Origin of the sequence: Pseudomonas sp. GL-RE-29 (assembly GCF_019947275.1) — a bacterium.
Lineage (GTDB): Bacteria > Pseudomonadota > Gammaproteobacteria > Pseudomonadales > Pseudomonadaceae > Aquipseudomonas > Aquipseudomonas fluorescens_A.
Window position 1 is genome coordinate 87,726 of record NZ_JAGYGD010000021.1, and the last position, 23,557, is coordinate 111,282.

Annotated in this window: 21 protein-coding genes; 9 read left to right on the top strand and 12 right to left on the bottom strand. The window is 59.9% G+C overall.

The window, feature by feature from the left end:
* Window positions 1-159 precede the first annotated feature (159 nt).
* Window positions 160-1,074, bottom strand: a complete 915-nt coding sequence (locus KGB21_RS18300; protein ID WP_034149846.1) for a LysR family transcriptional regulator — start codon at window positions 1,072-1,074, stop codon at window positions 160-162.
* Window positions 1,075-1,145: 71 nt separating this feature from the next.
* Between KGB21_RS18300 and KGB21_RS18305 the strand changes: the two genes are divergently transcribed.
* The 5 genes from KGB21_RS18305 to KGB21_RS18325 all read left to right on the top strand — a co-directional run bounded on the left by KGB21_RS18305 (window position 1,146) and on the right by KGB21_RS18325 (window position 4,522).
* On the top strand, window positions 1,146-2,195 hold the full coding sequence (locus tag KGB21_RS18305; protein WP_223506183.1) for an AraC family transcriptional regulator ligand-binding domain-containing protein: 1,050 nt from the start codon (window positions 1,146-1,148) through the stop codon (window positions 2,193-2,195).
* 301 nt (window positions 2,196-2,496) lie between these two features.
* The gene (locus tag KGB21_RS18310) at window positions 2,497-3,291 is read left to right on the top strand and encodes a ChbG/HpnK family deacetylase (RefSeq protein WP_223506185.1); all 795 of its coding nucleotides are present in this window, start codon (window positions 2,497-2,499) and stop codon (window positions 3,289-3,291) included.
* Between the two features lie 134 nt (window positions 3,292-3,425).
* Window positions 3,426-3,719, top strand: a complete 294-nt coding sequence (locus KGB21_RS18315; protein ID WP_034149849.1) for a type II toxin-antitoxin system RelE/ParE family toxin — start codon at window positions 3,426-3,428, stop codon at window positions 3,717-3,719.
* Between the two features lie 2 nt (window positions 3,720-3,721).
* Window positions 3,722-4,030, top strand: coding sequence for an addiction module antidote protein (locus tag KGB21_RS18320; protein ID WP_223506187.1), 309 nt, complete (start codon window positions 3,722-3,724; stop codon window positions 4,028-4,030).
* A 111-nt stretch (window positions 4,031-4,141) separates the two neighbouring features.
* Window positions 4,142-4,522 (top strand): hypothetical protein, encoded by a 381-nt coding sequence (locus KGB21_RS18325; protein ID WP_034149851.1) that lies wholly within the window; start codon window positions 4,142-4,144, stop codon window positions 4,520-4,522.
* Window positions 4,523-4,574: 52 nt separating this feature from the next.
* On the opposite strand, the gene KGB21_RS18330 is transcribed toward KGB21_RS18325, so the two are convergent.
* From KGB21_RS18330 to KGB21_RS18350, 5 genes are all read right to left on the bottom strand, one after another.
* Complete coding sequence (locus KGB21_RS18330; RefSeq protein WP_223506188.1) at window positions 4,575-6,005, bottom strand: sigma-54-dependent transcriptional regulator; 1,431 nt, start codon at window positions 6,003-6,005, stop codon at window positions 4,575-4,577.
* The gene (locus tag KGB21_RS18335) at window positions 5,974-7,467 is read right to left on the bottom strand and encodes a sensor histidine kinase (RefSeq protein ID WP_223506190.1); all 1,494 of its coding nucleotides are present in this window, start codon (window positions 7,465-7,467) and stop codon (window positions 5,974-5,976) included. Before KGB21_RS18335 ends, KGB21_RS18330 begins: the two co-directional genes overlap by 32 nt.
* Before the next feature lie 102 nt (window positions 7,468-7,569).
* The gene (locus tag KGB21_RS18340) at window positions 7,570-8,694 is read right to left on the bottom strand and encodes an SCO family protein (RefSeq protein ID WP_034149854.1); all 1,125 of its coding nucleotides are present in this window, start codon (window positions 8,692-8,694) and stop codon (window positions 7,570-7,572) included.
* Entirely contained in the window at window positions 8,691-11,498 is a 2,808-nt protein-coding gene (locus tag KGB21_RS18345) for a multicopper oxidase domain-containing protein (RefSeq protein WP_223506192.1), read from the bottom strand. The genes KGB21_RS18340 and KGB21_RS18345 overlap by 4 nt, the downstream gene beginning before the upstream one ends.
* 175 nt (window positions 11,499-11,673) lie before the next feature.
* Window positions 11,674-13,122, bottom strand: coding sequence for a sensor histidine kinase (locus KGB21_RS18350; protein ID WP_223506194.1), 1,449 nt, complete (start codon window positions 13,120-13,122; stop codon window positions 11,674-11,676).
* Window positions 13,123-13,414: 292 nt separating this feature from the next.
* On the opposite strand from KGB21_RS18350, the gene KGB21_RS18355 reads away from it, so the two are divergent.
* From KGB21_RS18355 to KGB21_RS18370, 4 genes are read left to right on the top strand one after another with little or no spacing between them, the layout of a single operon-like run.
* Window positions 13,415-14,761 (top strand): hypothetical protein, encoded by a 1,347-nt coding sequence (locus KGB21_RS18355; protein ID WP_034149857.1) that lies wholly within the window; start codon window positions 13,415-13,417, stop codon window positions 14,759-14,761.
* A gap of 35 nt (window positions 14,762-14,796) precedes the next feature.
* On the top strand, window positions 14,797-17,046 hold the full coding sequence (locus tag KGB21_RS18360; RefSeq protein WP_223506196.1) for an Ig-like domain-containing protein: 2,250 nt from the start codon (window positions 14,797-14,799) through the stop codon (window positions 17,044-17,046).
* Between the two features lie 60 nt (window positions 17,047-17,106).
* Window positions 17,107-17,568, top strand: coding sequence for a curlin (locus KGB21_RS18365; RefSeq protein ID WP_034149859.1), 462 nt, complete (start codon window positions 17,107-17,109; stop codon window positions 17,566-17,568).
* Between the two features lie 27 nt (window positions 17,569-17,595).
* The gene (locus KGB21_RS18370; protein ID WP_223506198.1) at window positions 17,596-19,044 is read left to right on the top strand and encodes a curlin; all 1,449 of its coding nucleotides are present in this window, start codon (window positions 17,596-17,598) and stop codon (window positions 19,042-19,044) included.
* A 1,431-nt stretch (window positions 19,045-20,475) separates the two neighbouring features.
* Here the strand turns inward: KGB21_RS18370 and KGB21_RS18375 are convergent.
* The 6 genes from KGB21_RS18375 to KGB21_RS18400 are packed head-to-tail and all read right to left on the bottom strand — an operon-like array spanning window position 20,476 to window position 23,556.
* Window positions 20,476-21,342 (bottom strand): CsgG/HfaB family protein, encoded by an 867-nt coding sequence (locus tag KGB21_RS18375; protein WP_034151258.1) that lies wholly within the window; start codon window positions 21,340-21,342, stop codon window positions 20,476-20,478.
* A 30-nt stretch (window positions 21,343-21,372) separates the two neighbouring features.
* On the bottom strand, window positions 21,373-21,807 hold the full coding sequence (locus KGB21_RS18380) for a curli assembly protein CsgF (protein WP_223506200.1): 435 nt from the start codon (window positions 21,805-21,807) through the stop codon (window positions 21,373-21,375).
* A complete protein-coding gene (csgE, locus tag KGB21_RS18385; protein WP_034151256.1) occupies window positions 21,804-22,193 on the bottom strand; it encodes a curli production assembly/transport protein CsgE in 390 nt (129 codons plus the stop codon). The genes KGB21_RS18380 and csgE overlap by 4 nt, the downstream gene beginning before the upstream one ends.
* A complete protein-coding gene (locus KGB21_RS18390; protein WP_034151255.1) occupies window positions 22,190-22,729 on the bottom strand; it encodes a type II secretion system protein in 540 nt (179 codons plus the stop codon). Before KGB21_RS18390 ends, csgE begins: the two co-directional genes overlap by 4 nt.
* Window positions 22,704-23,078 carry a type II secretion system protein gene (locus tag KGB21_RS18395; RefSeq protein WP_034151254.1) on the bottom strand — a complete coding sequence of 125 codons (375 nt, stop codon included), beginning with the start codon at window positions 23,076-23,078 and terminating at the stop codon, window positions 22,704-22,706. Before KGB21_RS18395 ends, KGB21_RS18390 begins: the two co-directional genes overlap by 26 nt.
* A gap of 4 nt (window positions 23,079-23,082) precedes the next feature.
* Window positions 23,083-23,556, bottom strand: coding sequence for a type II secretion system protein (locus tag KGB21_RS18400; protein ID WP_223506202.1), 474 nt, complete (start codon window positions 23,554-23,556; stop codon window positions 23,083-23,085).
* Window position 23,557: the final 1 nt, after the last annotated feature.

Here is a 23,557-nt window from a genome sequence, read left to right on the forward strand (position 1 = left end):
GACAAATGTTTTTTTTGTGGCGAGCGAGCTCGCTCGCGCTGGGTTGCGAAGCGACCCCAAGATTCTGCGACTGCTGCGCAGCCGAGCGGAACGGTGCGGCGATCCGACAAGCTCCCTCGCCACAAATGATCAACAGGCCATCAACATCTGTCGGATGTATTAGGCGCGGCGTGCCACCGATTGCAACGCCCGTGGCTCACCCAAGGCCCGCAACAAACAATGCATCGCCTCCTCCCGGCTGCGTTCAAAGCGGTAGCGCGACTCGATGTACAACGCCAGTTTCAATTGCACCGGTTCATCCAGCGGCAATGGCACTTGCTGCAAGCCCAGCACACTGGCGACGCGGCTCGGCAGGCTCATGCCGAACGGTTGCCGATCGGCCATCACCCGGGCAGCCAATGTGCTTTGGGTGTTCACCGCCAGCGTGCGACGCAGGCCTTTCAAGCCAAGGTGCAAGTCCACCGGGCTGAGCCCGTCGCGACGGCTGGAAATCTGGATTTGCGGTTGCTGCAAGTAAGCCTCAAGGGTGCGCGGCGGCTCACGCAGTGCTGCGCCATAGGCGAACACGTAATGATCGGCAGGCAGCACTTGTTTATGCAAGCCGGCCAGTCCTGCCAGGGGCTGGTCGAGGTCGATCAGGATGTCCAGCTTGCCGCTGGCCAGTTCCTGCAACGCGTCGCGCCGACGTGGCTGAAAATAGCGCACCTGCCAATCGGCATGGGGGGATTCGAGCAGCGCATCGAGCAGCACCGGTTGCAGGCAGTCCAGGCAACTGATGCGCAACAATGGATTGTTCTGGCGCGCGGCGGGAATCATGCGCAAACCATCGCGCAACGATTCCAGGGCGGCGCGCACGTAGTCGGCCAGTCGGTGCGCGACCAGCGTCGGCGTCACGCCCAAACGGCTTTTGATGAACAGCGGATCGCCGCACAGTTCGCGCAGGCGCCGTAGTGCATTGCTCATGGCCGGTTGCGACAGGCACATCACCTCGGCGGCACGGGTGACGCTGCGTTGCTGGTAAATCGCGTCGAAGGCGAGCAGCAGGTTCAGGTCGAGCTGGCGTAAATCAAGCATGGTCTTGCTCCGGCAAATCGCTTAACGTCGGGCAGCCTAACCAGTGTTACCAAACAAGCTGTGAGCCCTACATGACAAAAAGCGATCAGCCTTCACCCAACGCGTTTTATGCACCGACCTTGTTGCCGGCCATCGAGGAATTGCTCGCCCGTGGCATTGCCCGGGAGACCATTGAACGTCTGTTCCACCGCAGTTTGTTCGAGTTGCGCACGCCATTCATGCGGGTTCCGCTGTTCCTGTCGCGACGCTTCTGGGCGTTCGCGCTGGAGCAGACGGGTGATCCGCTGATCGGGCTGGCGGCGGGCCGGCGTTTCGTCTCGACCGCCACCAATGGCCTGACCTACCTGTTCGACGTGGCGGCATCGCTGGAAAGTGCTTGTGAGTATTTCGAGCGATTCTTTCCGTTCTTCAATGGGCATTTCCAGGCGCGGGTCGTGCGTCATGACGGCGGCGTCGAACTGCGCCTGCTCGATTGCGGCAGCGTGAAAGCCAGCGCACCGATTGCCGATTACATCCTCATCAGCCTGTGCAGCATGCTACGTCGTAAGTTCCTGGCCAGTGGCCTGGAGCGCGATCCGATCCTGCGCGTCGATCTGGCCACCGCGCGTTCCGCCCATCCTGAACAGCATGAGCAGGCGTTCCGCGTACCGGTGCATTGGGCGGCGGCGCAGCATTCGATTCACCTCGATCCACAGCTGTTCGTTACCGCGCTGACACCCGGCAACCATGAGCTGGAACAGACCCTGGTGGAACTGCTTGAGCAAACCCGGCGCAACAGCGAACCGACTTTGCTGGAGCAAGTCAGCGATCACTTGATCGCCGACCTCGCCGGCGCCCAGTGGCAGCAGTTTTGCGTTAGCCATCATTTGCTCGAACGCACCGCCGCTCGACGCTTGAAGGCATTGGGCTGGAGTTTTTCCGAGTTGCTCGATGAGTATCGGCGGTGTCGCGCTGAAGATTTGTTGCAGGCAGCGGATCTGGAACTGGTAGAGATTTCTGATCGGTTGGGCTACAGCGATGTACAGAGTTTCAATCGCGCGTGTCTGCGTTGGCTGGGGTGTGCGCCCGGGGTATATCGGACGCGGTGGGACAGCCGACAGAAGACTGAAGGCTCTCTGTAACGCTGAAACCGTCAAAAATAAATCGCCTCGATTCTGACGCTTAGAGACTCTGAACACCTTGTATTTCAAGGCTTTTTTACCGTCTATCGGTTTGCTGAAAATCTTCAGACTCCCTCGTCATCCGCGCAAACCCAGACAGGGCAAGAGCTTGATGGCAACTTGCCCCCATTTCATGCCGAAGTAACGGCTCAACTGACTGACGCGGTTGCCTGACGCTGGTCTATACCCTTCTGACAGTCTCATTTCTGATCCATCAAACTGCATAGCGACGGCGACCATCCAACCTTCATGGGGGACGAATATGCCTCACCAAGTCATAGTCAACGCTGACGATTTCGGCCTCAGTGCCGGTGAAAACGCGGTGATTCTGGGAGCGTTCCAGGCCGGGATCATCAGTTCCGCCACCATCATGGCCAACATGCCGGCCTTTGACGCTGCGTGTTCCCTGGCCCTGCATCCGTTGCTGGAGGGGCGCATCGGCCTGCACTTCAACCTCAGCAGTGGCCGCCCGTTGAGCCGGCGCATTCTCACGCGCCGGACCTTCTGCGACGTTGCCGGCGCATTCGACCTGAACCTGTCCCGCCGCCGCTTCTGGTTGAGTCGCGAGGATCGTCATGCAGTCACGGAAGAACTCGAAGCCCAATGGCAACGCTGCCTGGACAACGGCCTGCGCCCCAGTCACCTGGACTCCCATGAACAAGTGCACAACATTTGGCCCATCGGTGAAATCGTCGCACGCTTCGCCGCACGCCAAGGGATTCCCGTGCGGCTGGCGCGCAATCTGGGGCAAAACCAGAGCCTGCCGAAACGCGTCCTCAAGGATCTGCTAAACCGCCGTTTGAACAGTCTGGCGGGCGCCACTGCCGACTACGTCTGCACCCCCCAAGACTTGCGCCACGCCGCCCCACCCTGCGACGGCATTCTGGAAATCGTTGCCCACCCCAATCAACTCGGCGCCGATTTTGGCGATGCTTATCTGGATCAGGGCGAGTCTTTGAGCGCGCTGCTGGAACAGCGATTGCCGGGGGTTCCGAGGGTTGCTTATGGAGTTGCGGGGAAAGTTGTCAGCAGCGGCACCGAGACGGTGATGGAGTAAAGGGGGCCGCGCCATTGCGCCTAAGATTTCCCCCTTCGAAAGATTCTTGCCACCTACACACTTCGCAGAAATGCCTGAAGTAACCAAGGAAATGTCTGACTGCTCGCTCGTATCCATTTGGATACATTCGAACAATGAATTATCTTGTTCAGCAAACCGGCATTTTCGTGGCATGGCATACCTCAGTTCGCGATTTGCGGGCTAAGGTTGCAATAGCTCGTCGTATTGACCGCGCCGCTTCTGGAAATCTCGGCGATATCAAGCCAGTAGGCGATGGGGTTTCAGAAATGCGCGTAGACGTCGGTGCCGGCTACCGAATTTACTTCACGATGCGAAACGGCGTCGTCATTGTCTTATTGGCGAGTGGTGACAAATCATCACAAAGCGCTGATATCAGACGTGCAAAAAAATTGGCAAAGGAGGTTTAAACATGAGCCAGACTTTGACTACTTTCGACATGGCATCATTGCTCGACAGTGACGAAGCCATTAGCGAGTACCTTTCCCAGGTGCTGGCCGACGGTGACAACGAGGAGTTTCTTCGCGCTATCGGTTACGTGGTAAAAGCCCGTGGCATGACACAGGTCGCCAAAGATTCCGGTATGGGGCGCGAAAGTCTGTACAAGGCCTTCGCACCAGGTGCGAAGCCACGTTTCGATACGGTCTTAAAGGTGATTCATGCCCTTGGCATCAATCTCTACGCTCAGCCGGGCCATATCATCAATCACTCAGATCTCTGAGCGCTTGTTCTGCGGTAGACCACTGGCCCACCCAACCAACGCTCCTCCACCGGAGCGCTATAGTTAATCACCTTGGGGAAATGCGCGAAAACCGACGTCGCAGGTGTTGCCATGAACAAAGCCGTACAGACGCTATTGCTTGCCCTCAGCCTTTCTGCCACCTGGGCCCAGGCGGACGACAGCTTGATGCAAACCGATCAATCAAACACCGAGTTTCATTACTACGGGTCAGACCAACCCTTCGCCCACCCCTCGCCGCCGTCCATCAACACCGTTCCGCCTGGGTCGTACATCCCGACATCGCCGGGGGACTTCATTCCGGTTTCGAGCCAGCACGTGTTCTCTGACTCCCAATTGCCGACGGTGGCGGATGCGACCGTTCGTGTGTTCATCCGCTTCTACGACCCGGAACGCGGTGTCTACGTTAACCAGGAGGTCGTCGACCCTACCTGCATGCAGGCCTGTCGCAGCGCGCCGGACCCGGCCTTGTAACTCGCCGCTCCTGCTTGCAGCTCCAGGCTTGAAGCTTGAAGCTGCCCCTTTCCTACCACTGCCGCTTATCCGGCCGTGCGAGGCCGAGTTTTTCAATCCGGTAGCGCAGCATGTCGCGGCTCAGGCCCAGCAGCCGTGCGGACTTGGTGACGTTCCAGTCGGTTTTGTCGAGCATCTTGCGCACCATGTCGCGTTCGACTTCCGGCAGGTTCATCGACTCATTGCCGTTGTAGGTTGGGCGCGGCTCGCTGGGGGCAGGTTCGTGCTGAAACAGCGGCGGCTCATCCACCAGGCTCAGGCAGACGTTCAACTGATGGGCGGCGATGGTGTCGCTTTGCGCCAACAGCACGGTTTGCTCAAGCATGTTGCGCAATTCACGCACGTTGCCCGGCCAGCTGTAGCTGAGCAGCAACTCTTCGGCCTGGTCGCTGAAATGCAGGTTCGGCTTGCCATAACGTTTGCCATGGGTTGCCAGGAAGTGTCGGGCCAGCAGCAGCACGTCGTTACCCCGGGCATACAGGCGCGGGACCTTGATCGAGATGATGCGCAGGCGGAAAAACAGATCGCGGCGGAATTTGCCCTGCTGGACCATTTGTTCGAGGTTGCAGTTGGTGGCACTGATCACCCGCAAATTGACCTTGCGCTCCTTCACCGAGCCGACCCGGCGAATGGTCCGGTCTTCCAGCAGCTTGAGCAGCTTGGCTTGCAGCAGCAGGTCCATCTCCCCCACTTCATCGAGAAACAGCGTGCCGCCATCGGCCGCTTCCACCAACCCGGTGCGGCGGTCCTTGGCGTCGGTGAAGGCGCCCTTCTCGTGACCGAACAGCTCCGACTCCACCAGATTGGACGGAATCGACGCGCAGTTGAATTCAATGAACGGGCCTTTGGCACGCGGACCGTCGAAGTGCAGCGCCCGCGCCACCAGTTCCTTGCCGGTGCCGGTCTCGCCTTCTACCAGCACGGGCGGCAGATCGGTGTTGGCCATCCGCCGCTCGGCATCCAGCAACTGGGCGATGGTGCCTTTGAGGTAAAGCATCGGTGCTGATTCGCCGATCAATGCCTGCACGCCTGATTTCTGCGCTTCGCGTTCCTGATAGAACGACAGCGTGCGCTCCATCCGGTCAGTGGCAAGGGCCTTGTCCAGCAACAGCTTGAGCTCCGGCAAGGCCACCGGTTTGGTCACGTAATGGAATGCGCCTTCCTTCATCGCCACCACGGCGTCTTCGACATTGCCGTAGCCGGTCATCATGATCACTTTCAGATCCGGTGCGCTGATGCGCAGCTTCTGGATCAGGTCGTGACCACTCATGCCTGGCAATGAGTTGTCGGTGAGCACCACGTCAGGCACGAAAGTCACCAACTGCTCCAGTGCGTCTTCAGCCGAGTGGCAGACCGTCACCTCGAAGTCTTTGCGCTCCAGGTAGGTCTGAATATTCTCGGCGAGGAGTTCATCATCCTCGACCAGCAGAATGCTGTGTTCCATATTCCCCTCCCGTTGCCACTTTAAAATTGAGACTGACGCGGGTTCCTTCCTGCTCTTGGCTGGTCAGTTCGACCGAGCCTTCAAAACGCTCCATTATTCTTTTAACCAGGGCCAGGCCAACGCCCAACCCTCCTTGTTTGGTGGTGAAGAACGGTTTGAAGACCATCTGTTGCTGCTGCTTGGTCATGCCCTTGCCGGTGTCATTGAGGATCATGCAAACCTGGCCTGGCGTCGGCGATTCGAGATCGATACTCAACACCCCACCCTTGGGCATCGCTTCCAGGGCATTGGCAAACAGGCTATTGAGTATTTGCGTCAGGAGCACCTGTTGGCTGACGACCGGCGGTACGCTTTTGGGAGTGAAGCTCACTTCGACGTTCGATCGCTTGATCAACGGTTCGAAGGCACTCAGGGTGTCGTCGATGGCCAGTACCAGATCCACACTTTCCGAGTCGTCATTGACCGGCCGCAACGACACCAGCAATTCGCGAACCCATCGCGACATACGGTCGACCTGACTGATGATGTCGCCGATGTTCTTCTGCGCGGTCTGGCTGGCGATTTCCTGGGCCAGTTCAGCACTGGAACGGATGTTCGCCAATGGATTGCGCAGGCTGTGGGCGACTGCCGAGGACATTTCCCCGAGGGCCACAAACGTCTCGTTGGCGATCAGTTGTTTCTGCTGACTCTGCAACAACATCGCCGCGCGCCGCACAATCCAGAACAGCCCCAGGTAAATCACCGCGCCGCCGATCAGGGTTGCCAGCCAGATCGCCTTGAAGCCGCGCTGAATGCGCTCCACCAGATCCGCCGGCTCCTTGTAGATTTCCACCATGGCAATCACTTTGCTTTTGTCGGCGTTGAACATCGGAATGTAGTTTTCGATGAACAGGTATTGCGGCTCACGCAGCAAGCGTTGCTCGGGACGCTCCTCATCGATTTCGTGGTAGCTGGTGGACACCGCTTCTTTCATTTCGAAGGACTCGTCCAGCTCGTCATCGTCCTCGATGTGCACACCGATCAGTTCCGGGTTGGTCGACCAGACCACGGTGCGATCGAGGGCGTACACCGTGGCCAGCAGAATGTCCGGCAGATGCTCGACATGGTCGAGAAATTCGATGCGCGAAGCGGCGCGCGCCCCCGGATCGACATCGGGATAAGCGTTGTCCTGGCGCGGGTCGAGCATTTCACCCATGGTGCGTTTCGGCGAAATCGCGGCATGGCGAATTTCCGCTTCGCCGATGGCCTGAACAAATTGCGCGGTCAGCATCGAGTCACGCTCGATACTTTCCTCCACCACAAAACGCGTGGAGATGTAGCCCAGCCCCAATGCCACACCGGCGATGATGAAAAAGCTCGCCAATGAAAACCAGCGCACAAGATTGAACGGCGGACGCCACCCCTTGCTCTCTGCTGCCGTTGTCGTCGGCGCAGGTATTTTTTGTTGTTCCAGTGTCTGCATGACATTGTCCTGGATGCTGGTGATCTAGCCTTTTCAGCCGTGTTTCGGTTCAGTGTAGGTGGCATTGTTCGCGACAGACGGACCAATGAAAGTATTTCGCCACTATTGCACCTGCGTCGTGTTCGGCGCCGCGATTGCGTGATGATGTTCCGGTTCGTCGTTGCCGGCGGCCAACGGCGCGACCGGTGGATGCTGGCGGTCGGTCTCAGCCTGCAAGTATTCGATGATCGACTGCGCGGAGTGCTCATCCATGCGCAGGTTGGGCATCGGGATCCTGTTGAAACGTTCGAACATCTCCACAGCAATCGGGTCTTTTTCCGCGAGCATGCGGTCCGGCTCCTGAATCCAGCGACTGAGCCAGGCCGGATCACGCTGGCGGGTCACGCCAATCAGGTCCGGGCCGATGCTGCGCATGCCGATGCCCTGCCCGTCCTGCGGACCGAGGCTGTGGCACGACGCGCAACGGGTGCGAAACAATTCTTCCCCATTGCTCGGTGGGCGGATTTCCGGCGCGTTCGCGTAGCTTTCGCCAATGCTCGGCTGTTTCCAGTTATGCAAAGTGTTTGCCAATTGATCGGCGAGTATCCAGGGGTTCTCGAACGGCGAGGCTTTCATCCAGCGTCCCGTTTGCTGATTACCGACGATCAGGCTCAGGTTGTGGTCCTTGCTGCGGCCGTTGTCGACGCCTTCGATGAACAGCCCGAGTTTTTGCCGCAGCTCGGTGACATCGGCGAATTCCCCGGTGAGAAATTGCCAGCCCGGCCCGACCTGGAAACGTTGCGCATAGGCCTTGAGCACTTCCGGTGTATCGCTCAAGGGATCGATGCTGATGGAGTAGAAAAAGATGTCCTTGCCGACCCGGTCGCCGAGCAATTTCTGCACTTGGCGCAGGCGCGCGGTTTCCAGCGGGCATGAGTCGCTGCAGGACGTGAAGATGAAATTGATCACCACCACTTTGCCCTTGATCAGGTCATCGAAAAAATGCACCTGCTGACCGTTCTGATCGGTCAACAAGGTGTTGGGAAAATAATCGCCACCCCACGGGGTGGCAGACTCTGAAACAGGAGCAGAAACAGGAGCAGATACCGGAGCGGGTGTCGACGGCGCCTGGTTGGCGACCAGCAGCCGACTGGCCAACACGCTGGTCACCAGGATCAGCACCAGGTGCATGCCCAGAGCGCGTGTACGTGGTGTATGCAACTTCATGTCGACACCCTCCCGGTTCATTGTTTGACCGTCACTTTCGGGCCGAAGCCATCGCCAGTGCGGAAGGTTGGCAGCGCGGCAGAGTTCACGTAGCGCACGCCATCCCAGCTGGGCAGCGGTGTTGGCATCAACTGGAATTGACCGGGCTTCTCAATATCCCAACGCAGCAGCATCGAGTTGTCCTCATGCTGGGTGTTGTGGCAGTGCTCCATGTAGGTCCCGGCGAATTCGCGGAAGTTGATCGCCATCTCGACGCTGTCCAGGCCATCCTTTTCCGAGCCGATGCGGTACACGTCCTTGCGTGCCCATTTTTCCCATTCCGGTGGTGCCTTGCCGCCACGGCTGAGGATGATCCCTTCCTCGAAGTGCACATGAACCGGATGGCTCCAGCCCGTACCGCCGGCCTTGATGTTCCACACTTCCAGGGTGCCGAACCCGGCAGCGCCGGCATCGGTGGGACCGCTGTTCAACTGGGTCGAGGCGTTCAAGCGACGAGGGTCCATGTGGAAGCCGAAACCGCCATCGGTCTTGACCGTCCACGGTGCTTGATCGGTGCCGTCGGAACGGCCAAAGATGAAAGTACGGTGGCGAGCCTTGGCCAGCAGCGCCTTGTCGGCGGCGTTGTCGCGGTGGATTTTCAGCGGGATCATCACCAGGCCTTCAGCCTTGCCCGGTTTGGCAGGCTCGTAGGCTGCCGGGTCCATGGCCAGGTCCTGGCCGGTGTAAGGCTTGACGTTGAGTTGCAACACCTTGCCTATCGCCGGATCGCCCTTGTCCCACATCGGCCCTTTGCTGGTTTGTTTGATCACCGCTTTGTAGTTTTCGGAGAGCGCGTCGGCCAGCGACACCGGCTCTTTCGGGCCTTTGCCATCGTCATGTACCAGCAGGTTGACGAAGAAGATCTTGTCCCCTGGCTTGATGCCGTTTTTCGCAAAGTTGACGATGATGTCGAAGCGCTCGGCAATGCCCTGGGTCGGCAGGATGGCGTTGTGGTTCTGTTTATCGCCGTCGGCGTCGAGGTCCATGGTGCCGTCGAATGGCACGCTGTGTTCCATGATATTGCCGTCGTTGCCGATCATGTGGAACGGCACGCGGGCATAGGACACACCCGATCCTTTTGGCCCCTGGAACTCGCCGCTGGTGCCCTTGATTTCACGCACCAGCGCCAGCTTGAAGTAACGCGATACCGAACCGTTGAGCATGCGCAAGCGATAGCTGCGGGCGCGTACGTCCAGGGTCGGTTTCCACTGCCAGTTGACCAGCATCTGGTCGCCGATGAAGCCGTCCGTGTTGAACGGGTTGAACCACAGCTGACCATTGGCATCCCAGGCCTTGTCGGCGAACACCAGGTTGACGTCGTAGTCGCGGTTACCCCAAGGCAAGGCGCTGCCGCTGGGGAAACGCAGGTTGACGCCGTCGTTCACCGATTCGTTGCCACGGTCGAGGGCGCTGTAGTAGTTCATCATCGCCGCGTTGCCCTTGTAGACGTTCTGCGCGGTGAAATCGAGCATGTGGTCGTGGAACCAGTGGGTGCTCATGGTTTCGCGCCAGTCGCCGCGAATCTTGATCGTGCCGTTTTCGCAGATCTTGCGGCTGGGGTTGACGTCGTTGGTCCACAGGGTTTCACCCGGCGAGCAAGGGAATGCTGCGCGGGGATCATGGGCGTCGGTGTTGATGCTGTCGTAACCGGCCAACTGGATCGGCCAGCGATAGTCGTAATACTGCCCTGGGAAGAAAAACGCGTTGGCATAGCCGTCGCTTTCCGCCGGTGCATGGCCGTTGTGTTCGTGGGTGCTGATGGTGTGCAGGCCAAAACCCATGTTCGCCGACGGGTCGATCGGCAAACCGTTGTAGTGGCGCATCAGCACCGGTTGGCCATAGCGGACCATCAGCAATTTGGGCGGCAGGGTGCCGTCGAAGGTCCACACCGAGTTGTGGTTCTGCACCGGCATGTTCGGATGGAAGCGCGGGTCGACGCCTTTGGCGGTGCCATCCGTTGCCGGCACACCGGCGACGTTGTGATATAGACCACCGGGGCCGAATTCGCCCAAGGCATAGCCGTGCCGTTGCAGTGGGTCGCGCAGGCCGCCGTTGATTCGCGCACCGGTCTGCACGGTCTTGTAGGCCGCTTGCGGGTAGAACTCGTTCCAGCGCTGATGCGACCAGCCCTTTCCTGGCGGACGACCTTCCGCCGACGAACCGATATGGCGATTGAGGAAGTATTCGATCTGCGCCTGCCACGGGTTGCGGTCCACCACGTTGGAATACTGGCTGGGGAACGGTGTCAGCCCCGGCTGGCGTAAAAACGCATCAAGGGCCGGACCGGGAGGCGCACTGCGGGCGGCGCTGGTGGGGTCCTGCGCCGGTAATGGACCAATGGCCGCCGGAGGAAACGGCAAGGGTGCCGAGGGTGTGGTGGGGTCGAGTTTTTCCGGGCCGAATTCTTCGAACAGTACCAATTGCTGAGTGAACGGCTGAGCGCCGAACAACGGGCTGGGCTTGCCATTGGTGGGGTAGTTGAAACTGGTCTGCATGGTGGGCGGCAGCACGTTTTCCACTCGCGTGGTATCCCGTGAGCCTTTAGTGTCGTCAGGCAAATCGAAGGAATCTTCGTTGGCCTCCGGCATGGTCAGGATGGCGTTCAACGCCCCCGCCTTGTCGGCCGGTTCGTCGTAATACGCTGAAGGATCGGTTGGTTCTGGCTGTCGCTCGTCGTCGATTGGGCTGGCGCGCAACGTCCCTGTACTTAGCGTCATCGATAGCAAGACGCTCAGGGGCGTCAACAGGCCGAACCACTTGAAGGGATACCGCGCTTTTCTGTTCATCACCAGCCGCCTCGTATGCGTGAAGGGGGTGATGAGGGTTTTGCAATTACCTCGCCAAAATTGTAACGAGATGTTAATGCACGCTGAAACAATGGCTTATCAACATCAATTTGCCATGACTTGGGGAAACGACTGGGGAATGGCACCCGCTAGCGGGGGAAGTTCACACCCATTGTCAGGGAATCCGCCTGAACGACAAACGGACGCGCGTGCCCTCGCCTTCGCGGCTGTTCAGCCTCACGGAACCACCAAATCGTTCCATGATCCGCTTGACCAGCACCAGCCCGACCCCGAGTCCGCCCTGCTTGGTGGTGAAAAACGGCCTGAACGCCATGGTGCGCTGTTCTTCAGTCATGCCTTTGCCCGTGTCACCGATTACCACGCAGACGCCCTGAGCGTCGGTCGGTTCCAGGGTGATGATCAGCGTACCGCCGTCGTCCATGGCCTCCAGCGCATTGGCCAGCAAACTATTGAGGATTTGCGTGAGCTGTACCTGCTGGCTCAACACCATCGGCGTTTCTTTGGGTTCGAACACCACCGTGATCTTGGCCTTGGCGATCTGTTGTTCGTAGGACATCAGGCTGTCATGCAGCGCGGCCACCAGGTTCACTGGCTCGGCCTCGTCACTGAGTGGGCGCAACGACTGCAGCAGTTCACGCACCCACTTTGACATGCGGTCGACCTGGCCGATGATGTCATTGATGTTCTTGTGCGCCGGGCCGCTGTCGAATTCCAGCGCCAGTTCGGCACTTGAGCGAATGGTCGCCAACGGATTGCGCAGGCTGTGAGCCACCGCCGACGACATCTCTCCCAGGGCGACAAAAGTTTCGTTGGTGATCAGCTGCTTTTGTTGCACCGCCAGCAGGATCGCTGCACGACGCACGATCCAGTAAAGCCCCAGATAAATCAGGCCGCCGCCCAGGGCCGTGGCCAGCCAGATCAGCACCAGGCCGCGCTCCATGCGATTGATCAAGTCCTGGGGTTCCTTGTAGATCTCGACCATCGCCGTGACGTTCTTGCCATCGGCATCGAACAACGGAATGTAGTTTTCGATGAAGATGTATTCCGGCGGCGTCACGAACTTCTGCTCCATGCGCGACTTGTCGACATCGTGATAGCTGGCCGAGACCGGCATCTTCTTCGCGAAAGCCTGATCCAGGTCGCCATCGGAATGAATCGTGGTGCCCATCAGCGCCGGATTGGTCGACCAGATCACCATGCGGTCGGGGGCGTAGATGTTGGCCAGGATCACGTCCGGCAAATGTTCGATGTGGTCGAGGAATTCGCCACGGGCATTGGCGCGGGCCATTGGGTCGACGTCGGGAAAGTCCCGATCTTTGCGCGGGTCGAGCAACTCGCCCATGGTCCGCACATTGGGAATTGAAACGTGGCGTACTTCGGCCGAGGCAATCGCCTGAATGAATTGCGAGGTCAGCAAAGCATCCCGTTGCACGCTTTCAGTGATGACGAACTTGGTGGACACCGAGCCCAACGCCACCGCTACGGTGCCAATCACCGCCATGCTGATCAGTGAAAACCAGCGCAACAGATTGAACGGCTGTTTGCGCGTGCTCAAGCGAATATCACCCTTATCGGCTGAGAGTGTTTTGGCCGGCGTAGTCATCGACGTTGTTCCCCGGAATGCCCTTTAGGTTTATAGCCCACTGCTGGCTATTTGCCCGACATTGGGTGTTTTTTGCCCCGCTCAATTCCCCACCCGCTGGTTAACCCTATCCACCCCCAATGCTGGGGAAAAAGGCCCGGTCCCACAACTGGGGAACTGATCGCACCTGGGCAACAAACACCTTTGTTTCCGGGCGCTTACCGGCGTTTTTTACAGGTTGGTATGGAAGTTGCCGAAGCCCTGTCAACTGACCCATATCCAAGGGGCAGGTACTCTGATAGAGGGAATACACATGCACCCTTTACTGTCCAAAACCACGATCGCCCTGGTCGTGAGCGCTCTGGCCCAAGGTGTTGCCCAGGCAGCACTGTTTGCCGTCGACCCTGGCCCCTATTTGCCAGCGACTGGCGGATTCGCTTCCTGGTATCAGGACTCCCACGGACGAACACTCGATTTGTGTTTGTCCAAGGCTGTCAGTTCCAGGGTTCCCAGCGCGCCTGGCGCGCCCTCCTATATGTGCGTATTGAATCCGGCTCCCGGGGTTTTCGACGACACCCAGCCCATCGTTTTCCCGGGCAACTTTCCCGATGAAACGTTCTGGTTCACGGGCGACGGCTCTATCGTCGATGCAGCACGCGGCATCGACCTGACCTATGTCAGCGCCGTGGAAGCCGCCTTCGCCGCTGAAGACCCGGTAGAAGGCGATCAGGTCAGTTTTGGCCGTATCCGTATTCGGGTGGATGTGCCCACCGCGGGCGTCTACACCATCACTCACCCCTACGGCGTCGACATTTTTGACGTTCCCGCCGGTGGCAACCGTGCAATCAACATGACCCGGGACATCGGCATCGGCTCGCCGAAAACCTACGACGGCGCGCTCAGAAGTGACATCGGCCCGTTCCTGCGCAGCGTAAATGGCCCCTACACCGAAACCAACCCGGTCACGGGTCAAGCCGATCAATTCGTTGGCGATCCGAACCTGTCAGAAGCTTTCACCGGCAGCCCTTTCAACACCAACTACATCCGCATTGAAGGGCCTAACGGGCTGGACTTGCGCACGACGGTGATGGCCATTTCCGGCAAATTGTCGACGGTGGTCCGTCCCACCCCGATCATCGCCGAGCGCAGCACCTACTCACGCAAAGCCGGGGAAAGTGCACCGGTGGCCCAGCAGGACGTATTCGTCATGGCCCCGCCACCACCGGCCAGCGTGACCCTGGACAGCAACAGCCCGGTCCTGAACCTGACCGAAGCCGACACCACCGGTCACTGGTACGCGCAATCGTCCACCAACCCGACGTTGCCGAGCGACCTGGTAGTGACGGCTGACAACCACCTGGCCATCCCCACCAGTTCGCCAACTACCTTGTCCATGCCGTTGACCGACCTGGTCGTGATCTCACGGGCCGAGTACAGCCTCAATAGCGGACAGATCACTGTCGTCGCATCGACCAGCGATGAAACATCGCCACCGGTCCTCACGGTGACTACCGGCACCGGGGTCGCCATCGGCGCGCTCAGTGGTGACGGCGCGGTGAAATCCCTGTCGACCGGCATCTCGCCGATTCCACCGGCCAAGGTTCGAGTGACGTCATCCAATGGCGGCAGCGATACCGAAGAAGTGGTCGTCGTGCAATGAACGCACACATGCCCAGATCCTCATCAGGAGGCATCATGAACAAATTGCCACGCCTGGCGCTCAACGCCCTGGGGCTGACTCTATCGTTGTCCGGCAGTGCATTCGCGCAACTCGCTGCCGTCGACCCCGGCCCCTACACCTTTGCCACGGGGAAATTCCCCATGTGGTATCAGGACAACAACTTGCTGAAGCTGGAACTGTGCCAGTCGCGGGCGACGAGTTCGCGGTCACCGGGTGCTCCCGGCGCGCCTGCCTACATGTGCATCCTGAACGCGGAACCCGGGGTTTACGACGACACCCTGCCGATGGTGTTCCCGGATAACTGGCCACCGGAAACCTTCTGGTACCTCGCCGAAACCACCATTGCCGATGTCGGCGGCTATGGCGTCGACGCCTATGTGGCCGGGATCGAAGCGGCATTCGCGTCCGAGAACCCTGTCGACGGTGATCAGGCAAGCTTCGCGCGGATTCGTCTGCGGGTGAACATTCCTGTCGCGGGGACCTACACCATTACTCACCCGTACGGGGTAGAGGTCGTCAACGTCACCGCTCCAGGCCGTCGGGCGATCAACATCACCCGCGACATCGGCATCGGCGCACCGGGCGATTTCTCCGGTGCCCTCAACGGGCAGGTCGGACCATTCCTGCGCAGCGTCAACGGTCCATACACCGAAGTGAACCCGGACACCGGCGCCATTGATACTTTTGTCGGCGACCCCAACCTTACCGAGGCCGTCACCGGCAGCCCCAACAACACTAACTTCCTGCGTATTCAGGGTCCGGCCGGGACCATCGAGACCAACCTCTTTACCGTGTCTGGCAAAGTCCTCGACAGCCGTGCGCAAACCCCTGCGGAAATCGGCCGCGCCACTTACCGCCGAACCTCTACAGGTCCCGGGACGAGCAGTACCCGGGTTGAAGTCTTCGGTAAATCGGCCAACGGTTCGAGCCTGTGCTTCCGCGAAACCGTGGCCCTGGTTGCCGGACCACCACAGACGCCGTGCCTGACCAGCATGCTCGGCGATAACACCGGTCAGTTCTTCGGTCATCGTCTGACGGGTTCCACCGTGCCTCCGCTGGTGGTGCTCACCGCGACCGACCCAAGCGGCACCACCCGGCCGACAGCGGTTTCAAGCAAAGTCACCGACGTGGTGAAAGTCCAGACCGCTCGCTACAACTGGAGCAACCACAGCCTGCTGATCGAAGCCACCTCGTCGGACGAAGTGGTGGTACCGGACATGGTCGCCCAGGGCTACGGACGCCTGACCAAATCCGGCACCTTGCAACGCCTGACCGTCGCTGATATGACGCAGCCACCGGCCACCGTCACCATCAAATCCGCTTCGGGCGGCAGCGATACCGAGCCTGTGGTCGTCGTCGGTACGGCACCGGATACCGGTGAGAACCAGGCACCGATCGCCGTCGCCGACAGTGGCAGCACCACCTTCGGGGTACCGATCACCCTCAACCTGCTGACCAACGACAACGATCCGGACGACGACAACCCGCTAAGCATCACCGCGCTGACACAGCCACCCGCTGAGCAAGGCACCGTGGCGTTGAACGGTACAACAGCCGTCGTCTACACCCCGCCAGCCGTGGTCAATGCGCCGCTGACCACGACCTTCACCTACAAGGCTCAAGACATCAAAGGCCTGGCCTCGACCGCTGCGGCGACCGTGACCATCACCGTAGCGCCTAACCAGCCTCCGGTGGCCGTCGCCGACAGCATCGCGACTCTGGGTGTCTCGATACCAATCAACGTGCTGGCCAACGACACCGATCCGGAAGGCAACCTGCCGCTAACGGTCGCCAGCTTCACTCAACCACCGGTAAATCGCGGCTCCGTCACCAGCAATGGCACGGTTCTGACCTACACCCCACCGGCCACGGTCACGACGGCCTTCACCACGACCTTCACCTACCTCGTCCGGGACAACTTCGGCGCCCAGTCGACAACACCGGCCACGGTCACGGTGCAAGTCTCGCCACGGCCTGCTGCGGAAACCTTCGCGGTTACGGCAGCCACGGTGACGGCCCGTTCCAACAACCGCTTCAACTGGGACTTCAGCGGTACCTCATCGGTGACCACCGGCAACACCATCACCGTCCAGGTGACCACGCCGACCGGGCTGGTGACGCTGGGTAGCACCACAGTGCCGCTGACCGGACGCTGGAGGCTGACCGTGAGCAACAGCACAACGGTGATTCCGTCGGCGAACCCGACAGCCACCATCACCTCGTCCCAAGGCACCGTGCGCACAGTGCAAGTGATCTCGAACTGAGCCCTCGCCCCATCGGTCATGTCGGCTGATGGGGCAAGCCTCTAACCCAAGGAAAACGCCATGAAAACGCCGACCGCCGCCCTGCTCTGCCTGCTCCTGCTTTGCAGCAGTGCAGGCGTGCGTGCCGACGATTTGATGGAGAACGACGACATTGCACCCGGCGTCGACCTCGGCGAGCTGCCACCTCCGGTAGGCCAGCAAGCCCTGATCGATCAGAACGGCCAGGCCAACGTCGCGCTGTTGCAACAGGACGGCCAATCGCTGCTCGGCCAGATCGTGCAGTCGGGCAGTAATCAGGAAGCCTGGATTCTGCAACAAGGCAGCGACCTGATGGCCTTGATCAACCAGCAAGGTTCCGGTAACGCCGCGTCAATCAATCAAACCGGCAGCCATAACCGCGCGCAGATTTCCCAAAACGGCAACAACAACGACGCCAGCATCGTCCAGGCCGGTACGGGTCAGCAAAGCGCTGTCACCCAGGCCGGCAATGGCATGAGCGTATCGGTCACCCAATATCGCTAAAGCACTGCACCACTTGGAGGTTTCATCATGTTCAAACTGACGCCCCTCACCGCCGCCATTCTGGTCATTGTCAGTGCCCAGGCAATGGCTGCCGATAGCGTGTCCAACCAGGACCAGGCCGGTACTGCCAACATCGCTGATGTGAAGCAGACCGCTGCGCCGTTCAGCACCGCCACTCAGACCCAAAGCGGCGAAGGCAACGATGCGGCCGCCGTGCAAGACACGGCCACCAGCACCATTACCCAGACCCAGAACGGTGACTTCAACGCCGGTTACGCCGAACAACTGTTCGAGGACAACAGCACCATCACCCAGACCCAGAGCGGCGCTTTCAACATCAGCCATGCCAGCCAGTCGATCGGCGCTGGCAACGGCGAGGCGTTGCAGCTACAGCAAGGCACGGGCAACTTCTCGTTCATCTATCAAGACAGCCAGGATGGCACCAGCGGTAAAACCTACCAGTATGGTGACGGCAACGAAGCCAACATCGAACAGATCCAGTTGGGCGTAGCCAACAACGCCGTGATCATCCAGTACGGCACCACCAACTACGCCACCGCCGAACAGATCAACCACATGGGCGGCCAGATCGGCATCAACCAGGCTGGCAGCACCAACTATGCCTATGGCGACCAACGCTACGGTGACGGCGGCAACCTGACCATCAACCAGTACGGTGACGGCAACGGCACAGAAGTCTGGCAAGACACCCAAACTGCGGCGCAGGCCACCGTCAACCAGAACGGGCTGGCCAACGAAACCGTGCTCGACCAGAGCTTCGGCGAAAACAACGTCGCCACCGTGCTGCAAGTTGGCGACCTCAACGCGATCTACGCCGACCAGTTCGAGTCCCTGGGTTCAACCGTTGCGCTCTACCAACAGGGCACCGGTAACGTGCACTTCACTTACCAGAATGGCGACAGCCAAGTGCTCAACGCCAACTCGGTGGGCAGCGACAACAAGGTCTATGCCAGCAACTGGAAAGGCCCACAACTGGGCGGTCAATTCGGTAGCAACCAGCGCGCCACCGTCAACCAGAACGGCACAGGCAACGTCGCCAGCTTCAAACAGGACGGCATCGGCCACATCATGACCACCAGCCAATCCGGTAGCGGCAACAAAACCACCGTCAGCCAGGCCAACTCTTACAACGAGCTGTACTTCGACCAGAACGGCAGCGACAACATCCTGATCTCCGATCAGCGCGGCACCACCAACCTGGCCCAAGGCAGCAGCAACGGCACTGGCAACAGCACCGAGTTCAACCAGGAGGGCACCGGCAACCAGGCCTTCACCACTCAGCTGTATGGCGAAGACAACCTGATCACCATCAAGCAGGCTGACACCATGAACGTGGCCTACGTGACCCAGGGCGGTACGGGCAACATTGCCAGTGTCGATCAGAGCGGCACGACTCAGTTGGCTAACGTGCAACAGATTGGTTCGGCTAACTCGGCGACTGTTTTGCAGAAGTAATCGTTGGGTATTAAAAAACCGCGGCCCCTTGTGGAGTCGCGGTTTTTTTATGGAACGCAAAGCATCTGTGGCGAGCGAGCTTGCTCGCGCTGGGGCGCGGAGCGGCCCCAAATCAGTTAACTGCGTTTTTTCTGACATACCGCATTCGCCGGGTTTGGGGTCGCTGCGCAACCCAGCGGGAGCAAGCTCCCTCGCCACAATGAGGCAGCGTTTGGCTTGGCGTGTTGAGATTATCCAGTGCTAGATTCACCGCGCTTTTTTTATGAGCCGCAAAACAACTGTGGCGAGCGAGCTTGCTCGCGCTGGGGTGCGAAGCGGCCCCAAATCAGTTAACTGCGTTTTTTCTGATATACCGCATTCGCCGGGTTTGGGGTCGCTGCGCAACCCAGCGGGAGCAAGCTCCCTCGCCACATTAGGTCAGCGTTTATGCTTGCGGGTTGAGGTTATCCAGCGGCGGATTTACCGCGTGTTTTTTATGGAACGCAAAACATCAGGCCAGCTCCTACAGGAGATCGGAAGTGTCTGCGAGAGATTCGCCGGCTGTCAGGCCGCCATCGCTGGCAAGCCAGCTCCCACAGAAAAGAAAAGCGCAGCCCCCATGCTCTTCACCACTCATCAGGCCGAGCGATAGCTCGCCCGCAGCTTTTGATCTTGATCCACCCGCCCCTTCGGGAGGCTGAGTGGAGGTGTTCATCCGGGGAGTGGCGCGCAGCGCCGTTCGACGCAGTCGAACACGCTGCATGTAGGTCGAAGCGAAGCCGACCGGAGGGCAGTGTCCCCGGATGGATACCGCAGCGAAGGAACGCCGAACCCCAGCGAGGGGCCGGACGCTCGGGGCGAGCCTTTTTTTGCTTACTTTTTTTTGGCGTTTGAAAAAAAAGTGAGTCGCTGTAAGGGCGAAACCATAAGTGGCCGTTACCGCTGAAATGGATATGTACGCGAACAATAAAAGACAGGTCGGCTGTCAGGCCGCCTTCGCGAGCAGGCTCGCTCCTACAGTGGATCGGGGTACAGCCGTGAGTGAGTGGGCGGCTTTGAGGCCGCCATCGCTGGCAAGCCAGCTCCTACAGTAGATCGGGTACAGCCGTGAGTGAGTGGGCGGCTTTGAGGCCGCCATCGCTGGCAAGCCAGCTCCTACAGTAGATCGGGTACAGCCGTGAGTGAGTGGGCGGCTTTGAGGCCGCCATCGCTGGCAAGCCAGCTCCTACAGTAGATCGGGTACAGCCGTGAGTGAGTGGGCGGCTTTGAGGCCGCCATCGCTGGCAAGCCAGCTCCTACAGTAGATCGGGTACAGCCGTGAGTGAGTGGGCGGCTTTGAGGCCGCCATCGCTGGCAAGCCAGCTCCTACAGTAGATCGGGTACAGCCGTGAGTGAGGGGGCGGCTATCAGGCCGCCATTGCTGGCAAGTCAGCTTCTAAAGGCGACCTCGACTCACTCATCTTCAGCCTCACCCTCAGGCATAACCTTGTTCTGCGTCAGGTACCGATCCAGCGTCGCATTGGTCGGCGAATTATCCCCCGCCACCTGCCACAAATGCCGCTCGATCCCCTGGGCCAGCATATGCCCCACCGCCGCCTCGATCGCCGACAACACACACAATTGCGCCGGTTCGTTGGTGGTGTAGCCGACCTCGGCCTCAAGCAACTTCTTGAACTCGATAAACTTGAACACCCCGGCACTACGAGCCACGGAGTAGATGGTCTTGCTGGTCATCACGTTAGCCAGCACCTGGCCGCTGCGCACGTCGACCGCCCGCAGGTTGACCGTGACCTGGTCCACGCGATATTCGCGGGAAATGTCGATGCCCAGGTAGCGTGCCCCTTCCCCACCGCTACGCACGTTGGTGTCGTAGGCGATGATCCCGCCTTCGAGCATCATGTTCGCAGCTTGCAGCGGTGGTAGCTCACCCTGGATGTTCACCGGTGTATTGGGTTTTTTCTGCGAGGCGCGGATGATCTTGCGCTCGGTCAGCAGGTTCTGCAGCCCTTCACGTTCCAGCACCACGAACCAGCCGCTGGCCTGCAAGGCGTCCATCAACATGCTGGCCGCACCTTGGGTCACGCTGGTGGAGAACGAGCTGGCCGGGGTCGGTTTGTATTGCCCGGTCTGGTCGCGGAAGCCATACACCACCGCCATCAACCGGCCCTTGGGTCGGGGCATGTTAATCAAGTCGTAGTAGGTCGAGGCCCTCGGAGTCAGGGTCGGGGTTTCAGTGTCCTGCTCGGCCGACATTGGCTCGCGCAGACTGCACCCTTGTAATGCCGCCAACATCAGCCCTAGCGCTATTATTTTTTTCATGTCCTTTACTCCCCATTGACCAGAATCCCCTCAAGGGGCCAGGCCATTCACCTGAATTTCCGAAACTTCGCCGGTAGCCCGGTCGGTCACTTCGATCGTCAGCGCGCCCGAGTCGTCGAGGACATTGACGATAAATGCATCGGTGGACAGGCTCCCCGTGTTGCCTGTGGAGATGTTGTCCAGCAATTGCCCCAGCAATCGCGATTGCAACTGACTGCTGAACCGCTCCAGGGCCGAAGTCCCGGTCAATGCGGCGCGGTCTTTCAAATCAGGGTCGTCGTAGTCGTTTTGCGCCTGGGCGTTATTGAGCAGCCAGGTGCCGTTCAACGGGTTGCCACCGAACGACGGGTTGATCGGCGTGTAGACCAACTCTGTGGCCTGGACCAGGCCGCAACTGCCGAGCCCGACCAACCAGACGCCGGCCAATGAGCGCGCGTGGCGCTGCAAGAACGTTTTCGCTTTCATAATTCGTCCCTCTCAAGGTCCGTGGTGTCCTGCAACAAGGCTTCCAGCTTGCGCTGGACAATCTGCCCGCGTACCCAGTCGGCGGCGGCATAGGCCTCGTCCTTGAGTTCCACGGTGTTCGGCGGCAGGAAGCGCCGATAAACCAAACGTTGTTGAAATTCCACGGTCACCAGGCTGCCCCAGCGCGCCGAAGGTCGTTCGCGTACCACCAGGTTGAAATCCATCGGGCTGGTGGCCCGCAGGCGTTCACTGAACGAGTAGTAAAAGTCATGGCCGATGTGCGAGATCGTGTCGTCGATAATGAAACCGAGCATTTCTTCCTCTTCGGCGGCCGAGGCGACAGAGGTCGACAACACCAGGATCAAGGCCAGGCAGAAGCGGTTCATGGCTGCAACGCCTGAGGCGATGGGGACTGGCCTTTGGCCGGGCCCGAGGATCCATCAAGGAACGACTTCTCGGCCACGAACTGCCAGTCCTTGTAGCTGGCCATGCCGTTGAAGTCCGACCACTGGGTGGGGAAGTCCGCCTGCTTCAGTGGCTTGTCCGTGGACGGGCTGCTGATGCCGGTGATGCGCCCGTCGAAACCACGCATCAGGAACCATTCGCCACCGCCAATCGGGTCCGGGTAGAGCTGGCGGATGTGATGTTTGGCGCTGGGAAAACGCTCGTCCTGCAACAGGTCGGCAAGCTCTTTCGGGTACTGGGCCAGGCCGGGCGAACTGCGGTAGTAGCTGCGCAGCGCCTGGGCGTATTGAGTGCCAACCCACAGCAGTTGGTGCTCGCGATCACGACGTGCGGCCGTGGCCCACAACTCGCCGGCACTCGCCAGGCCCATGCCCATCACCATGATCAGAAACAGCACACCCAGGTAGGTGAAGCCGTCTTCTGAAGCAGGCTTACCACTCGGAATAAAGGCTGCCATCACGCGCCCTCCCTGTGGCACCGCTCTTGATATCGGCCACCCCGCCCGCCACGCCGTCAGGCGGCGCGACCATGACCCAGGTGTCCTTGCGTTCGGCAATCGGGTCCATCGGCGGGTTGCGCAGGTAACGCTGCTCGACCAGTTGCTCGATGGAGTCGGGATAACGCCCGGTGTCGCCGTAGTAGTGATCCAGTGCTTCGCGCATCGCCGACAGGCTCTGGCGCAGGGTGGTCTCTTTCGAGGCCTCCAGGCTGTTGAAATAACGTGGCAAGGCGATGGTCATCAGCGTCGCGATGATTGCCATGACCACCATCAGTTCGAGTAGGGTAAAACCCTTTTGCCGGCGCATATGCTCACCACTCCCGATACGCGATGCCGTTGAGACCCTTGCCACGGGCCTTGGAGTAGACGTCAAAAATGTCTTCGCCTTCCCGTGGGTTTTCAGCCGTGCTGTCATAGGAACGCACGCCCCAGCCACCTTCGTCGTCACGCTTGACCGCGGCCAGCGGGTCGTGGGGCACGCGCCGCAGGAAATAGAACTTGGCCCCCTTGGCGCTGCGCACATCGCGCACGCCTTCCACCAGCACTTTCAGGTTCGGCGGGTAGCCGCTGCTGCTCAGCGACTTCTCGATGTAGCCGGCGTCGAAAGCACGTTTGTAGGCGTCAATGGCATCGCGGATCTGGTACAGCGCGGTGCGCAATTCCTGCTCTTTGCCCCGGCGCACCACGGTCTCGGTCAGTGGCGCGGCCATACCGGCCAACAGGCCGATCAGCGCGAGCGTCACCACGACTTCGATCAAGGTAAAACCGCGTTGCGAGGCGTTCATG

Bases quoted from the DNA above. Each gene is read 5' to 3' on its own strand.
- KGB21_RS18300 (WP_034149846.1), bottom strand. From the start codon at position 1,074: ATGCTTGATTTACGCCAGCTCGACCTGAACCTGCTGCTCGCCTTCGAC.
- KGB21_RS18305 (WP_223506183.1), top strand. From the start codon at position 1,146: ATGACAAAAAGCGATCAGCCTTCACCCAACGCGTTTTATGCACCGACC.
- KGB21_RS18310 (WP_223506185.1), top strand. From the start codon at position 2,497: ATGCCTCACCAAGTCATAGTCAACGCTGACGATTTCGGCCTCAGTGCC.
- KGB21_RS18315 (WP_034149849.1), top strand. From the start codon at position 3,426: ATGAATTATCTTGTTCAGCAAACCGGCATTTTCGTGGCATGGCATACC.
- KGB21_RS18320 (WP_223506187.1), top strand. From the start codon at position 3,722: ATGAGCCAGACTTTGACTACTTTCGACATGGCATCATTGCTCGACAGT.
- KGB21_RS18325 (WP_034149851.1), top strand. From the start codon at position 4,142: ATGAACAAAGCCGTACAGACGCTATTGCTTGCCCTCAGCCTTTCTGCC.
- KGB21_RS18330 (WP_223506188.1), bottom strand. From the start codon at position 6,005: ATGGAACACAGCATTCTGCTGGTCGAGGATGATGAACTCCTCGCCGAG.
- KGB21_RS18335 (WP_223506190.1), bottom strand. From the start codon at position 7,467: ATGCAGACACTGGAACAACAAAAAATACCTGCGCCGACGACAACGGCA.
- KGB21_RS18340 (WP_034149854.1), bottom strand. From the start codon at position 8,694: ATGAACCGGGAGGGTGTCGACATGAAGTTGCATACACCACGTACACGC.
- KGB21_RS18345 (WP_223506192.1), bottom strand. From the start codon at position 11,498: ATGAACAGAAAAGCGCGGTATCCCTTCAAGTGGTTCGGCCTGTTGACG.
- KGB21_RS18350 (WP_223506194.1), bottom strand. From the start codon at position 13,122: ATGACTACGCCGGCCAAAACACTCTCAGCCGATAAGGGTGATATTCGC.
- KGB21_RS18355 (WP_034149857.1), top strand. From the start codon at position 13,415: ATGCACCCTTTACTGTCCAAAACCACGATCGCCCTGGTCGTGAGCGCT.
- KGB21_RS18360 (WP_223506196.1), top strand. From the start codon at position 14,797: ATGAACAAATTGCCACGCCTGGCGCTCAACGCCCTGGGGCTGACTCTA.
- KGB21_RS18365 (WP_034149859.1), top strand. From the start codon at position 17,107: ATGAAAACGCCGACCGCCGCCCTGCTCTGCCTGCTCCTGCTTTGCAGC.
- KGB21_RS18370 (WP_223506198.1), top strand. From the start codon at position 17,596: ATGTTCAAACTGACGCCCCTCACCGCCGCCATTCTGGTCATTGTCAGT.
- KGB21_RS18375 (WP_034151258.1), bottom strand. From the start codon at position 21,342: ATGAAAAAAATAATAGCGCTAGGGCTGATGTTGGCGGCATTACAAGGG.
- KGB21_RS18380 (WP_223506200.1), bottom strand. From the start codon at position 21,807: ATGAAAGCGAAAACGTTCTTGCAGCGCCACGCGCGCTCATTGGCCGGC.
- csgE (WP_034151256.1), bottom strand. From the start codon at position 22,193: ATGAACCGCTTCTGCCTGGCCTTGATCCTGGTGTTGTCGACCTCTGTC.
- KGB21_RS18390 (WP_034151255.1), bottom strand. From the start codon at position 22,729: ATGGCAGCCTTTATTCCGAGTGGTAAGCCTGCTTCAGAAGACGGCTTC.
- KGB21_RS18395 (WP_034151254.1), bottom strand. From the start codon at position 23,078: ATGCGCCGGCAAAAGGGTTTTACCCTACTCGAACTGATGGTGGTCATG.
- KGB21_RS18400 (WP_223506202.1), bottom strand. From the start codon at position 23,556: ATGAACGCCTCGCAACGCGGTTTTACCTTGATCGAAGTCGTGGTGACG.